General features: G+C 72.4%; 12 protein-coding genes. 1 reads left to right on the top strand and 11 read right to left on the bottom strand.

Annotated elements, in window-relative coordinates; translation table 11 throughout:
- Positions 1-45: 45 nt before the first annotated feature.
- The 9 genes from ACFY1S_RS04245 to rsmD form a co-directional block, all read right to left on the bottom strand.
- Positions 46-2,265, bottom strand: a complete 2,220-nt coding sequence (locus tag ACFY1S_RS04245; protein ID WP_387112735.1) for an MMPL family transporter — start codon at positions 2,263-2,265, stop codon at positions 46-48.
- Between the two features lie 222 nt (positions 2,266-2,487).
- Positions 2,488-3,345 (bottom strand): bifunctional DNA-formamidopyrimidine glycosylase/DNA-(apurinic or apyrimidinic site) lyase, encoded by an 858-nt coding sequence (gene mutM / locus ACFY1S_RS04240; RefSeq protein ID WP_387112733.1) that lies wholly within the window; start codon positions 3,343-3,345, stop codon positions 2,488-2,490.
- The gene (gene rnc, locus ACFY1S_RS04235) at positions 3,338-4,261 is read right to left on the bottom strand and encodes a ribonuclease III (RefSeq protein ID WP_364366906.1); all 924 of its coding nucleotides are present in this window, start codon (positions 4,259-4,261) and stop codon (positions 3,338-3,340) included. The genes mutM and rnc overlap by 8 nt, the downstream gene beginning before the upstream one ends.
- Entirely contained in the window at positions 4,258-5,241 is a 984-nt protein-coding gene (locus ACFY1S_RS04230; RefSeq protein ID WP_364370628.1) for a phosphate acyltransferase PlsX, read from the bottom strand. Before ACFY1S_RS04230 ends, rnc begins: the two co-directional genes overlap by 4 nt.
- 114 nt (positions 5,242-5,355) lie before the next feature.
- Entirely contained in the window at positions 5,356-5,529 is a 174-nt protein-coding gene (rpmF, locus tag ACFY1S_RS04225; protein ID WP_074317731.1) for a 50S ribosomal protein L32, read from the bottom strand.
- 5 nt (positions 5,530-5,534) lie between these two features.
- Positions 5,535-6,098: a YceD family protein gene (locus ACFY1S_RS04220; RefSeq protein WP_387112730.1), complete on the bottom strand. Its 564-nt coding sequence runs from the start codon at positions 6,096-6,098 to the stop codon at positions 5,535-5,537.
- Between the two features lie 110 nt (positions 6,099-6,208).
- Positions 6,209-6,706 carry a hypothetical protein gene (locus ACFY1S_RS04215; protein ID WP_089017300.1) on the bottom strand — a complete coding sequence of 166 codons (498 nt, stop codon included), beginning with the start codon at positions 6,704-6,706 and terminating at the stop codon, positions 6,209-6,211.
- Positions 6,707-6,962: 256 nt separating this feature from the next.
- Positions 6,963-7,445, bottom strand: a complete 483-nt coding sequence (coaD, locus tag ACFY1S_RS04210) for a pantetheine-phosphate adenylyltransferase (protein WP_387112727.1) — start codon at positions 7,443-7,445, stop codon at positions 6,963-6,965.
- Entirely contained in the window at positions 7,442-8,005 is a 564-nt protein-coding gene (rsmD, locus tag ACFY1S_RS04205; RefSeq protein WP_364366914.1) for a 16S rRNA (guanine(966)-N(2))-methyltransferase RsmD, read from the bottom strand. The genes coaD and rsmD overlap by 4 nt, the downstream gene beginning before the upstream one ends.
- Before the next feature lie 303 nt (positions 8,006-8,308).
- Here rsmD and ACFY1S_RS04200 point away from each other — a divergent pair, with 303 nt between their 5' ends.
- The gene (locus ACFY1S_RS04200) at positions 8,309-9,829 is read left to right on the top strand and encodes a cell wall anchor protein (protein ID WP_387112725.1); all 1,521 of its coding nucleotides are present in this window, start codon (positions 8,309-8,311) and stop codon (positions 9,827-9,829) included.
- 211 nt (positions 9,830-10,040) lie between these two features.
- On the opposite strand, the gene recG is transcribed toward ACFY1S_RS04200, so the two are convergent.
- The gene (gene recG / locus ACFY1S_RS04195) at positions 10,041-12,239 is read right to left on the bottom strand and encodes an ATP-dependent DNA helicase RecG (protein WP_387112723.1); all 2,199 of its coding nucleotides are present in this window, start codon (positions 12,237-12,239) and stop codon (positions 10,041-10,043) included.
- Positions 12,236-13,846 carry a DAK2 domain-containing protein gene (locus ACFY1S_RS04190; RefSeq protein ID WP_387112721.1) on the bottom strand — a complete coding sequence of 537 codons (1,611 nt, stop codon included), beginning with the start codon at positions 13,844-13,846 and terminating at the stop codon, positions 12,236-12,238. The genes recG and ACFY1S_RS04190 overlap by 4 nt, the downstream gene beginning before the upstream one ends.
- Positions 13,847-14,000: the final 154 nt, after the last annotated feature.

The following is a 14,000-nucleotide window of genomic DNA, read 5'->3' as shown; positions in this document are numbered from 1 at the left end:
GGCTGGCCGGGCCGCTGTCGCGACCCGGCCAGCCACCGTCCGGTCTCAGGGCACCGGCACCAGCTCCGGCGCGGGGGCCGGCGGGTCGGCGGGAGCGGGTGCCGGGCGCTGACGCAGGAAGCGGGGAGCCCACCAGTTCGCGTCGCCCAGCATGGTCATCAGCGACGGCAACACCACGCCCCTGATGATCGTGGCGTCCAGCAGGATCGCCGCCGCGAGACCGATGCCGAGCTGCTTCATGTCGATCGTGCTCAACGTGGCGAAGATCGAGAACACGCCCACCATCACGATCGCCGCGCTGGTCACCACCCCGGCCGACGAGGTGATCCCGTACGAGACGGCCTCGCGGTTGGGCATGCCCGCCCGGATCCCCTCGCGGATCCGGCTGACCACGAACACGTGGTAGTCCATCGACAGCCCGAAGAGCACCACGAAGAGGAACAACGGCAGCCAGGACACGATGGCGCCCATCGAGGTGAACCCGAGCAGCCCCTCGGCCCAGTCGCCCTGGAAGACCAGCACCAGCAGCCCGTACGCGGCGCCGGCGGAGAGCAGGTTCAGCACTATCGAGCTGGCCGCGACCACCACCGACCGGAACGTGAGCACCATGACCAGGAAGGTGAGCACCAGCACGAAGCCCATCACCAGCGGCAGCTTGTCGCGGACGTGCCGCGCGTAGTCCTCGCTGTCGGCCACGCTGCCGCCCACCGCGTACTCGATGCCGGGGATGCCCCGCAGCTCGGCCGGGACCAGGTCCTCGCGCAGCGCCTCCAGTGACCGCACCGACCGGTCGTCCCGGCTAGCGTACGGGGTGGCGACGTCCAGCACCGACACCCGCCTGTCGTCCGACACCTGGATCTTCGGGCCGTCCGCCTCGGTCGGCGCGAACAGCGGGTCACCTGCGGCACGGGTGGCCAGGTCGGTGAGAGCGACGCGGACCCGGTCGGCCTGCTCGGCCGGCGCCCGCACGGCCACCACGTGGTTGGTGCCGGTGCTCGGGAAGGCGGCGGTGAGCCTGTCGTACGCCTGCATGGCCGGGGTGGTGCGGGGCAGGTCCTCCATGCCCGGGAACTTCAGCTTCATGCCCAGCGCCGGCGCGGCCAGGGCGAGCAGCAGCCCGACCGAGATCACCAGGGTCACGACCGGGGCGCGCAGCGCGGGCCGGAGCAGCGCCGGCCAGAGCCGCGGCGGGCGGGGCGTGCCGTGCCGGCCGGTACGCGGCGCGGTCAAGCGCCAGAGCAGCGGCACCCGCGGCCGGTCCACCCAACGGCCGAGCCTGGCCAACAGGGCGGGCAGCACGGTCAGCGAACCGGTGACCGCGACGGCGACCACCAGGATCGAGCCGACGGCGAGGGACGAGAAGACCACGTCGCCGGCGAGCAGCAGCCCGGCCATCGCGATGATCACGGCGAAGCCGGAGACCACCACCGCGTGCCCGGAGGTCTCCGCGGCGATCTCCACGGCGTCCAGACCGGACCGGCCCTTGGCGCGTTCCTCACGCTCGCGGCGGATGTAGAACAGCGAGTAGTCCACCCCGACGGCCATGCCGATCAGCAGGATCACCGGCGACGTGGTGTCGGTGGCCGGCACCAGGTGCGAGGCGAGGGTGGACAGACCCATCGCGGCGGCGACCGAGGAGAGCGCCAGCAGCACCGGGACGCTCGCCGCGATCAGCGCGCCGAACGCGATGATCAGGATGGCGAGGGTGACCGGCAGGCTGAGCAACTCGGCACGCTTGAAGTCCTTGCCCAGGGTGTCGTCGAGGGCCTGACCGATCGACGGCCCGCCCACCTGCTCGACGCGGAGCTGCGGATGCGCGGTCTGCACGGTGGCTGTGGCGTCGCGCAGCGGCTGCACCCGGTCCGACGCCGTCTCCGGATCGCCGGACATGGTGATCGGCAGAAGCAGCGCGGACCCGTCCCGGGCCGGGACGGGCTGGCCGACCTCGGCGACGCCGGTGACCGTCCGCAGGCGGGCTGCGGCGTCGTCGGCCGCGGCCTTCGCCGCCGCCGCGTCCAGCGCGCCGCCCCGCGAGGTGATGAGGACGTTCTCCACTGCCGGGTCGTCGAAGTCGCCGGCGTCCACGATGAGGCTGGCACGTCCCGCCTCGCCGATCGCCTGGTCGCCGCTCGTGGCCTCGTTGAGACCGGCGGCGTTGCCACCGACGAAGCACACCGCCACGAACACCGCCCACAGGGCGATCGCCCGCCACGGGTGCTCGGCGCTCCACCTCGCCATCCGCACCGTCACCGGTCTGCCAGCCATCTCGGGCCCCCCTGTCACGTCAACCCCCTGTCAACTGTGCTGACGCTAGGGGCGTGACGAGGCGGTCACATCGGGGATCGGCCCTGGCCCGCCCCGGAACCCGTACACGAGGGAAGCCCGGCCCGTGCGACGGCCATTGACCGACGATCCGGGCACGCGCCGGGGTACGGCCCGGAGCGTCAGGCCGCGACCCGCCGATGCCGACCCGGAGCCGGCTCCGGGTCATCCCCGAGCGGCACCCCGAGGTCGCGGCTGGCAACGCGGGCAGCTGTACGACGAACGGTTCATAAACGCCTCGCGGCGGATCGGCGTGCCGCACCGCCGGCAGGGCTGACCCTCACGCCCGTAGACGTTCAGCTCCCGGTCGAAGTAGCCGCTCTCACCGTTGACGTTGACGTAGAGGGCGTCGAAGCTGGTGCCGCCCTCAGTGATCGCCTCGCCGAGCACGTCCCGGACGTGACCGAGCAACCGCTGCGCCGCCGGGCCGCTCAACGCGTCGGTGGGGCGCGCGCCGTGCAGCCGGGCCCGCCACAGCGCCTCGTCGGCGTAGATGTTGCCCACCCCGGAGATCAGGCTCTGGTCGAGCAGGGCCCGCTTCACCTCGGTCCGCCGTCGGCGCAGCGCCGCGACGAACGCCGTGTCGGAGAACTCCGGATCCATCGGGTCGCGGGCGATGTGCGCGATCTCCGCGGGCAGCTCGGCGCCGCCCTCGCTCACCGACAGTCCGCCGAACGTGCGCTGGTCGACGAAGCGCAGCTCCGGCCCGTCGTCGGCGAACCGGAACCGCACCCGCAGGTGCGTCTCGTCAGCGGTGCCGGGCGGTTGCAGGAGCAGCTGACCGGACATGCCCAGGTGACCGATCACCGCGTCACCGCTGTCCAGCGGGAGCCACAGATACTTGCCGCGCCGCCGCACGTCGAGCACCGTACGGCCGGCAAGCACGTCCGCGAAGTGCGCGCCACCGGGGACGTGCCGGCGGACGGCGCGCGGGTGGCGGACCTCCACCGAGCCGATCCGGCGGCCGATGACCCACTGGGCCAGTCCCTGCCGGACGGTCTCCACCTCTGGCAGCTCAGGCACGCCCCGCCCCCGCGTCGCGGTCGACTGCCGCGCCCACCCGGTCCTGCGCGCCATCGCCCGACGACTGCTGGGCCGCGACGTCGGCCGGCATCACCTGCGCCAGGTGGTCGGCCTCCTCCGTCCGGGCCGCCCGCTCGGCCCGCTCCAGCGGACCCACCGACTCCCGGTCGGCCGACCCGTCCCGGCCAGCCGACCCGTCCTTGTCGTTCTGGTCGGCGAGCGTCCGCCAGGCCGCCTCCGCCGCCCGCTGCTCGGCCTCCTTCTTGCTGCGCCCCTCGGCGCCGCCGTACCGGTTGCCGGCCACCACCACCCAGGCGGTGAACGTCTTGAGGTGGTCCGGGCCGGTGCCCTCGATCCGGTACTCCGGCACCCCCAGCCCGAGCGCGGCCGTCAGCTCCTGGAGGCTGGTCTTCCAGTCCAGCGCCGCGCCCCGACCGGCCGACTCGGCCATCAGCGGGTCGAAGAGCCGGTGGATGACGATCCCTGCGGTGTCCAGCCCGTACTGGAGGTAGATCGCGCCGAGCAGCGCCTCCAGGGTGTCCGCCAGGATGCTCGCCTTGTCCCGGCCGCCTGTGGTCTCCTCGCCCTTGCCGAGCAGCAGGTACGCGCCGAGGCCGTCCGGGCCCAGCCCACGGGCCACGTCGGCGAGCGCCCGCATGTTGACCACGCTGGCACGCAACTTCGCCAACTGCCCCTCGGGCAGATCCGGGTGGTTGTGGAAGAGCGCCGTGGTGATCACCACGCCGAGCACCGAGTCGCCGAGGAACTCCAGCCGCTCGTTGGTGGGCAGACCACCGTTCTCGTACGCGTACGAGCGGTGGGTCAACGCGCGTTGCAGCAGCTCCGGTTCCAGGCTCACGCCGAACGCGGCTTCCAGGTGACCGACGGACGCCCGCCGCCGCTTGTCGTTGCTCATGTGCGTACCTCGGTGTCGGTGGAACGGTCGGTGTTCTCCGTCGCGACGTCGCCGTCGAGCAGGGCGGAGACCAGGTCGGTGGCGTGCCGCCGCCACAGGTGGGCGGCGAGGGCGATGCCGGAGGCGACATCGTCGGCGCGGGCGGAACCGTGGCAGACGACCACGGTTCCCGCCACGCCCAGCAGTGCGGCGGCGCGGGGCGCGCCACCCCCGGCGGGCGGGCCGCCGGCCATGGCGTACGCGCCCTCGATGGCCTTGAGCAGCACGTTACCGGTGAAGCCGTCGGTGACCACGACATCGGCGCGCGCACCGAGCGTCACGTCGTACCCCTCGACGAGGCCGACGTAGCGTGCCCCGCCGGGCAGCGGCTCGACGGCCAGCAGCGGGTCGGTGGCGCGGCGGACCCGGTCGCCCTTGCCCGCCTCGGTGCCGACCGAGAGCAGGCCGACCCGGGGCGCGGCGATCGAGTGCGCCACCTCGGCGTACGCGGCGCCGAGCACGGCGTGCCGGGCGAGGGTGGCGGGGCGGGGCTCCAGCGAGCCGCCGACGTCGAGCAGCACGACCGGCCCGGTGAGCGCGGGCAGGGTGGCGGCCAGGGCGGGCTGGCGGATCTCCGGCCAGCGGCCGAGACCGAGCACGGCGGCGGTGACTGTCGCGCCGGTGGCACCGGCCGAGACCAGGGCGTCGGCGGTCCCGTCGCGCACGGCGGTGACCGCGGCCCGCACGGTGCTCTCGGCCCGGGCGGCGCTGGGATGGTCGGCCATGCCGACGACGGCACGGACCGGCCGCACGGTGATCCGGGACCGCTGGGCCGGGTCGAGCGCGGCGATCATCTCGTCGGCGACCTCGGTCGGACCGACGAGCAGCAGGTGCAGGTCGGGGTCGGCGCGCACGGCCCGCAGAGCGCCGTCAACCACGACGGCGGGAGCATCGTCCCCGCCGAGGAGGTCAACGGCGATCCGCGCGGTGCCCGGCTCCACCGGAACGTCGACCGGGTTGGGCCGGCCGGCGTCGGAGGGAGCCGGGGCACCGGGCGAATGCCAGGGTGCGCGCGCCGCCCGACCTGGAGTCGGGGGCGTCACTCGGCGTCCAGGTCAGACCTCGATGACCTGGCGGCCGTTGTAGGTGCCGCAGACGGAGCAGGCGGCGTGCGGCAGCTTCGGGGACTTGCACTGCGGGCACGCGACGGTCGCGACCACTGTCGCCTTCCAGTTCGCCCGGCGGGACCGGGTGTTGCTGCGCGACATCTTGCGCTTCGGGACGGCCACGGTTCTTACTCCTCTGTACGGGTCAGTTGCGACAGGCCCGCCCAACGCGGGTCGATCTGCTGGTGACTGTGGTCGGCCGGCAGATCGTCCCAGTGCGTCCCGCATTCGGGGCACAGTCCTGGGCAGTCCTCCCGGCAGAGCGGGTTGGTCGGCAGCGTGAGCACCAACGCGTCCCGCAGCGCCGGCTCCAGGTCGATCAGATCGCCCTGCATCCGGCCCACCTCGTCCTCGTCGGTCGTGGCGTCCGTGGTGCTGTTCTCGTACGCGTACAGCTCCTGGATCGTCACGGCCATCGATTCGTTGATCTCGCGTAGGCAACGCCCGCACTCGCCCCGGATGGGACCGGTGATGGTCCCGGAGACGAGCACACCCTCGGACACCGACTGCAACCTCAGATCGAGGTCGAGGTCCGCGCCCTCCGGCACGCCGATCAACTCCACACCGAGGTCCGTCGGTGCCGGCACGACCCGCTGGACCTCACGCAACGCACCAGGGCGGCGCGGCAGGTCCCTCGTGTCGAGGACCAGCGGCGACCTGGGGTCGAGTGTCGATGGCGAGTGCTTGGGCATAGTCAGACTCCGGCCGGTGAGAGGCCGACAAAAAAGGTTACCTGGGCGACCGCCGGACCGTCGAACCGGGGGCGACGCCTGCCCGAGAATGTCGGCTGGTGAGGTGCCGCTCAGAAGGGTAGCGGGCGTTCGGCCTCATCCCCACCGAAGGTGCCGATCTCGCGTAGCGCGTGCATCTTGTCGCGGCCACGCTCTATCGACGCCAGGGCCCGGGTGAGGAACTGCTCGAAGTTGGCGAGCGCGGTGTCGACGTAGTCGTCGACCTCCTCACGCAGGCGCTGCGCCTCGGCGCGGGCCTCGGCGATGATGCGGGCGCCCTCGTGCTCGGCCGACACGGTGATCTCGTTCACCGACACGAGGCGGGCGTGTTCTGCCTCACCCTCGCTGATGATCCGGTCCGCCTCGCGCTTGCCGGCCTCCATGATCTTGTCCCGCTCGTCCAGGAGGGCGGCGGCCCGGCGCAGGTCGGCGGGGAGTTCGGCGCGCATCTCGTCCAGGGCCGCGATCATCTCGCCCCTGTCGACCATGCAATTGTTGCGCGACATCGGGACGGAGCGGGCCTGCTCCACCATGGCGATCAGTTCGTCGATGCGATCGAGCGGGTCCACCGGTACCTCACTCCTGTCGTTCGTCGGCCGACCTCCATGATGCGGGCTACGGCCGGTCCCCCGCTTGACCAATCATGTCGTGCCCACCCCACACGTGCCCCATCCACCCCAACCCGGCGCGTCGCGCCGTCATCGCGCTCCGCGATGGGAGCACCCTCCCCAACCTCATCGATCTTGCACTTTCTGCGGTCGACAAATGCCGCAGCGGAGCACATTCCACCGACCGAAACTGCAAGATCGCGGGGGTGGGGGTGGGTCAGGGGCGAGGGGTCAGGCGGGCCTGGAGGGCCTCGCGGACCGGGTCGGGGACGTGCGCGGAGATGTCGCCGCCCCACTTCGCCACATCCTTGATCAGGCTGGACGAGATGAACGAGTAGAGCGGGTTGGTCGGCATGAACAACGTCTCGACACCGGCCAGACCGATGTTCATCTGGGCCATCTGCAACTCGTAGTCGAAGTCGCTGACCGCCCGCAGACCCTTGATCAGCACGCTCGCCTGCTGCGCCCGACAAAAGTCGACGAGCAGCCCGCGGAACGACTCGACCCGCACGTTGCCGTACGAGGCGGTCACGTCGCGGAGCATCTCGATCCGCTCCTCGACGGTGAACAGACCGCTCTTCGACTGGTTCATCAGCACGCCGACGATCACCTCGTCGAACAGCCGGCTGGCCCGACCGATGATGTCGAGGTGTCCGTTGGTGACCGGGTCGAAGGAGCCGGGACACACCGCACGTCTCATGATCGGCGACCGTACCAAAGAGTGGTCTCGCCGTAACGGCGACTGCGCTCCGGGGTGATCCCCTCCACCCAGTCGAACTCCCTGGTCCGCCGGGACCGCTCCACGACCACCAGCGCGTCTGGCGCCAGCCAGCCCTCCTCGACGAGCGTGGTCAGCAGCGCGGTGATCTCCGCCTCCGGCACCGCGTACGGCGGGTCGGCGAAGACCACGTCGTACGGGCCGCCGTCCGGTCCGGCGGCCAGCACCGTCGCGACCCTGCCGGTGACCAGCCGGACGGCCGAGCCGGCCCGCAGGGTCGTCACGTTCTCCCGGATCACCCGGGCCGCCCGTGGGTCGGACTCGACGAGCAGCACGTGCCCAGCGCCCCGGGAGAGCGCCTCCAGACCGACCGCGCCGGAGCCCGCGTACAGGTCGGCGAAGCGCGCGCCGTCGAGGTCGACCTCGGACTCGACGGCGCTGAACAGCGCCTCCCGGACCCGGTCGGAGGTGGGTCGGGTGCCGGCGCCGGGCGGCGCGGCGATCCGCCGGCCGCCGAGCGTCCCGGCCACGATCCGGGTCACGGTCTCCTCCTGCTCATGACCTCGACGCTACGCGACCCCCGGAGCGGGCGTTCGACACGGTCGGTGCCGCCACGAGGACCACGTGATCACTTCTCGTATATCAATGATCTCAAGTTCATAACATCCGTCTTAACAAATCCTGAGCGCTGTAACACACGCGGCGATCTCGCTAGGGTCTGCCGGGTGTCGGCGGCAACCCACCGGCCCACGGCTCGGGAGGGCGCCTCTCCATCGACGTGCAGTGACCGTCCACTGTCGCTCCCGTGCCACCCCCCCTGACGCTTCAGCACTCCAGGAGTACCCGTGATCCGTCCCAAGCTGTCGCTCCGGCGACCGCTGGCCATCCTGGGAGCCGCCCTCATCGGCCTCACCGGGGTCGTCGCGGTGGCCACCCCAGCCAGCGCCCACCACACCACGATCACTGCCAAGGCCGACTGTGACCGGCTCACCGGCGAGCGGGTGATCACGTGGAAGGTGGAGAACAGCGAAGCCAAGAAGGACGCGACCATCCAGAGGGTGACCGCTGACCCGGGCACCCCGGTGACCTCGCTGGTCGCGGGGGCGAAGGAGGCGAAGCCGCTGCAGGGGCTGATCATCCCCAAGGCCTCCTCCAAGCTGGCCGTCCAGCGCGTGCCCGGCGACACCACCAAGGCCCACCTCCAGGTGTACGCCGAGTGGATCAAGGATGGGAAGGTCACGGCGAACCACACCGCCAACGGCGACATCGACCTCGCCGGTGACAAGTCCTGCACCCCGGCCCCGAAGTGCGTCGAGGTCGACAAGGCCAAGTACAGCCACACCTTCGACGGCGCCAAGGGGACTGCCACCGTCAAGCTCGACGGTGACCGGCCTCTGTGCGGCGAGGGCAAGCAGTGGTTCACGCTCGTCTCGTACTTCGCGCCCCGGCCGCAGTTCGCCACCCCGCAGTACGTGTACGGCACGCCGGACAGCGACTTCATCGGTGGCACCCAGACCGAGATCACGCTGAACGTGGAGATCCCGGACTGCCACACCCAGGTCGACCTGATCTGGGGCGGCAAGGACCAGGTCATCGACGAGCTGGTCGACGGCGGCAAGCGCTACGACGACAAGAAGCTCGGCTCGCCTGGCGCCCCGGGCAACCGGTCCAAGGGCCCGCAGGGCTGGTACAACGGCGGCAGCAAGAGCTGCACCACCCCGGCCTCGACCTTCGCGTCCAACTGCGACGGTTCGGTCGCCGTCTCGCTGAGCAACGACGGCAAGATCAGCAAGTACGCGGTCGAGTTCGAGGTCAAGGGCGAGAACGGCTTCACCAAGAAGGTCTCCGTCGCGCCAGGTAAGGCCGACACGAGCATCGTGGTGCCCGCCGCCGACGCCGGCAAGATCGAGGTGCTGGTCGACGGCAAGGTCATCGAGAACGGCACCTACTCGTGGCAGCGCCCCGAGGACTGCCCGCTGCCGGCCGTCACCACCAAGGCCGACTGCAAGGAGTTCGCCCTCACCGTGACCAACCCCGAGGGTGGTCTCCCGGTCAAGGCGACGTTCACCTACGGCGACAAGACCGAGACCCGTACGGTCGCGGCCGGCGCGTCCGAGACCGTTACCTTCAAGGCCGGCAAGGACAAGACGGCTGTCGTCGCCCTGCCCGACATGGACCTTGAGATGGAAGCCATCTACACGCCGGAGGGCAACTGCGGCGGTGGCGGCGCTGGCGGCGAGGAGCCGGGCCTTCCGGTCACCGGTGCGGCGGCGGGCGGCATCGCCGCCGGCGCGATCGCGCTGCTGATCGCGGGCGCGGTGCTCTTCGTCATCGCCCGTCGGCGTCGGGTGACCTTCACCGCCTGACCTGACCTGCGCTGAAGCCCGAGGGCGCGTCGACCACCCGGTCGGCGCGCCCTCGGTCGTCGTGGTCCCGGTGTCCGCACGGATCCGCCTGCCTCCGGCGCGCCGAGTGGAGCGGGTACACGGGCGGCGACGTCATCCTGCCGGCCGCCTGCGCGGTGCCGGGCGCCTGACACCAGGCCCCGACACCGGGAGTCAGGTGAGGGCGACGGCGTCAGCCCTTTTCCAGGTACTCCGCGCGGTCCTCGTCGACCAGGGCCGCGACGGACGCGGCGAGGGCCGGGTTGCGGGTCAGCTCCGGGTCGTCCTCGATCAGGGTGATCGCCTCGGCGCGGGCGTCGCGGATCAGGTCCGCGTCGCGTTTGAGGGACAGCAGGCGCAGGTGCGAGCGGTGCCCGGACTGGGTGGCGCCCAGCACGTCACCCTCGCGGCGTTGCTCCAGATCCAGCTCGGCGAGCTTGAAGCCGTCGCTTGTGGACGCCACCGCGTCCAGGCGTTCCCGCGCCGACGAGCCCTCGGCGGCCTCGCTGACCAGCAGGCACAGCCCGGCGGCGGAGCCCCGGCCGACCCGGCCGCGCAGCTGGTGCAGCTGGGAGACACCGAACCGGTCGGCGTCCAGCACGATCATCACGGTGGCGTTCGGCACGTCCACGCCGACCTCGATCACGGTGGTCGCGACCAGCACGTCCAGGTCGCCGGCGGCGAAGGACCGCATCACCGCGTCCTTCTCGTCGGCGGGCAGCCGGCCGTGCAGCACCCCGATCCGCAGCCCGTGCAGCGGCCCCTCGGCCAGCAGCGGGGCCACCTCGGTCACGGCCAGCGGTGGGCGGCGGCCGTTGTCGTCCTCGGGTGGCGGTTCCTCGTCCGATACCGGTCCGTCACCGATCCGCGGGCAGACGACGTACGCCTGGTGCCCGGCCGCCACCTCCTCGCGCAGCCGGCGCCACGCCCGGTCCAGAAAGGCGGGCTTCTCGGCTGCCGGCACCACGTGCGAGGCGATCGGCGAACGGCCCCGGGGCAGTTGGGAGAGGGTGGACACCTCCAGGTCGCCGTAGACGGTCATCGCCACCGTGCGTGGAATCGGGGTGGCCGTCATCACAAGCGTGTGCGGCGGCTGGTCCGCCTTGGCCCGCAGCGCGTCGCGTTGCTCCACACCGAAGCGGTGCTGCTCGTCGACCACCACGAGGCCGAGGTCGGCGAAGTCGACACCCTCGTACAGCAGGGCGTGGGTGCCGAGCACGATGCCGGCCGCGCCGCTGGCCACCTCGGCGAGCGCCCGGCGGCGGGCCGCCGCGCCAAGTGAGCCGGTGACCAGCTCGACCCTCGTGGCGTGCTCGGCGGAATCCAGCTCACCGGCACGCCCGAGCGGCCCGAGCAGGTCGAGCATCCCCCGGTGGTGCTGCGCGGCGAGCACCTCGGTGGGCGCCAGCAGCGCCGCCTGCCCGCCCGCGTCGACCACCTGGAGCATCGCCCGCAGCGCCACCACCGTCTTGCCCGAGCCCACCTCGCCCTGCAACAGGCGGTGCATCGGGTGCGGCGTGGCCAGGTCCTCGGCGATCTCCACGCCCACGTCGCGCTGCCCGGCGGTCAGCTCGTACGGCAGTCGGGCGTCGAACGCGTCCAGCAGCCCGCCGGGGCGCGGCGGGCGGGGCCGGGCCGGCCAGTCGGCGGCCCGGTGCTTGCGCTGCACCAGGGTCAGCTGGACGGCGAACGCCTCGTCCCACTTGAGCCGCCGCCGCGCCCGGTAGAGCGCCTCCTTGGTGGACGGTCGGTGGATCTCCCGAAGCGCGGCGCCCAGGTCGACCAGGTTGCGACCGGCCCGTACGGACGCCGGAAGCGGATCCTCCGGCGGGGTGAACGTGTCCAGGACGACGCGTACGCAGCGGGCGATCACCCAGGTCGGCACGGCCGCCGCGGCCGGGTACACGGGGATCAGCGCGCCCGCGAACTCCTCGATCTCGTCGTTGACCGCCGCCTCGCCCTCGCCGCCCTCGCCGAGCAGGACGTACTCCGGGCCGTTGAGCTGGCGTTTGCTCCGGAACTCGGTGACCTTGCCGGCGAACAGACCCCACCGGCCCGGACGCAGCTCGCGTTCGCGCCAGGCCTGGTTGCCGAAGAACGTCAGCGTGAGCACACCCCCGGAGCCGTCGCCGACTGTCACCTCCAGCAGGTTGCCCCGGCGCTGCCGCATCGGCCGTACGGCGGTGCGCTGCACCTGGGCCAGCACGGTGACCTGCTCGCCCACGTCCAGGGAGCGGATGTCGGTGTGCTCGCCGCGCTCGTCGTACCGGCGCGGGAAGTGGTAGACCAGGTCACCCGCGGTGTGCAGGTCGAGGGCGGAGGCCAGCGCCTTGGCCGTCTTGTCCCCGACGAGCTTCTTCAGCGGCGTGTCCACGGTGGCCGGCTCGCTCATTCAACCCCCACCAGCAGTGGATAGAACGGTTGACCGCCCGGGTACGCGTGCACCTCGACGAACGGCCAGCGCCGCGCGACGTGCGCGCGGACGGCATCGGTGAGCCCGGCCGGGGCGTCCACCCCGGCCAGGAGGGTGACCAGCTCCCCACCGCCGCCGAGCATCCGGTCGACGACGGCTGCGCAGATGTCGGTGAGGTCGGCGCCGATGAGGTGCACCTCCCCCTCGACGAGCGCCAGCACGTCGCCGGGCTGGCACGGGCCGGCGACGGTCAGCGCCTCCCGGCTGGCGTGGCAGACCTCGGCGTAGCGGCAGGCTCCGGCGGCCTCGGCCATCGCGATCACGTCGTCCTCGAAGCGGCGGGTGCCGTCGCGGACCGCGAGGGCGGCCAGGGCCTGCACCGGTGAGCGGGTCGGCACCACGCTCACCTTGATGCCGTGCCGGTGTGCCTCGCGGGCCGCCGCACTCGCCACCGCCTCCGTGTTGGGGTCGTTGGGCAGCACCACCACCCGGGCGGCGTTGGTGCTGCGCACCGCGTCCAGCAGCTCGCCCGTCGACGGGTTGCCCGGCACCACTGTGGCGCCCTCCGCGGCGAACAGCTCGGCGATCCCGATGCCGGTGGCGACCACCACCGCCGCCCGGCTGGCCGTGGCCGGGCCTGGCGACTCCCGCTGGTCGGCGAAGCGGGTCACCGAGATCCGGTACGGACGGCCGGCGGCGACACCCGCCTCGACCGCCGCGCCCACGTCGTTGACGTGCACGTGCACGTTCCAGGTGCCCACCGGCTCCCGCCCGTCACCGACGACGACCAGGGAGTCGCCTAGCGCGTCAAGCGTCAGGCGCATCTCGTCGACCGCCTCGGCCGTGGCGTCGAGCAGGAACTGGACCTCGTAGGCGTATTCCTCGGAACCTGTCTCGCGGGCGACTGTGGCCGCCGGGCGGGCGGTGCGTGGGGTCTGCCCCACCGGTGCCGCGCCCTCCCCGGAGAGCACCTCGACCAGGGCGTCGAGCAGCACGCAGAGTCCTCTGCCGCCGGCGTCGACCACGCCGGCGCGGGCCAGGGCCGGCAACTGCTGCGGCGTACGCGCCAGCGCCTCGGCCGCCGCCCGCGCCGCGGCGCCGGCCACCCGGCACAGGTCGTCGGTGTCCGCGCGCTCGGCCGCGTTGGCGGCGGCGGCGACCACTGTGAGCAGGGTGCCCTCCACCGGGCGGCCGACCGCGCCGTACGCGGCGGTGGTCGCGGACCGCAACGCGACTGCCAGCTCCCGACCGCGCACCACGGGCACGGCGGCGACGGCGTCGGCGAAGCCGCGCAGGATCTGCGACAGGATCACCCCGGAGTTGCCCCGTGCCCCGAGCAGGGCGCCCTGCGCCATCAGCCGCGACGCGTGCCCGTGCGCGGTCGACCCGCTGTCGGGCAGCGTGTCCAGATCCATCGCGAGGGCCTGCTGGGCCGACGTGAGGGTGAGCACCAGGTTGGTGCCCGTGTCGCCGTCGGGCACCGGATAGACGTTGAGCTGGTCTATCTCACTCTGGTGGCGTTTCAGCGCGGCCAACCCACCCACACACCAGCGGCGGACCGCTGCGGCGTCGAGGGTGTCCAGCACGGCCAGAAGCCTACTGGCGCTGACTGACACCCGTCGGACTCGTCCGGCGTGTCCGCTGGACCGGGGCGGTTGGCCGGGTCGGCGGGTCATCGGGTAACCTGACCAGGTTGCCCGGGCAGCACCTGCCGGCGACCCCGTGAACGTATCAATCCCA

Origin of the sequence: Micromonospora sp. NPDC000663 (assembly GCF_042898105.1) — a bacterium.
Classification (GTDB): Bacteria; Actinomycetota; Actinomycetes; order Mycobacteriales; family Micromonosporaceae; genus Micromonospora.
This window is presented reverse-complemented; position numbering and strand designations above follow the sequence as displayed.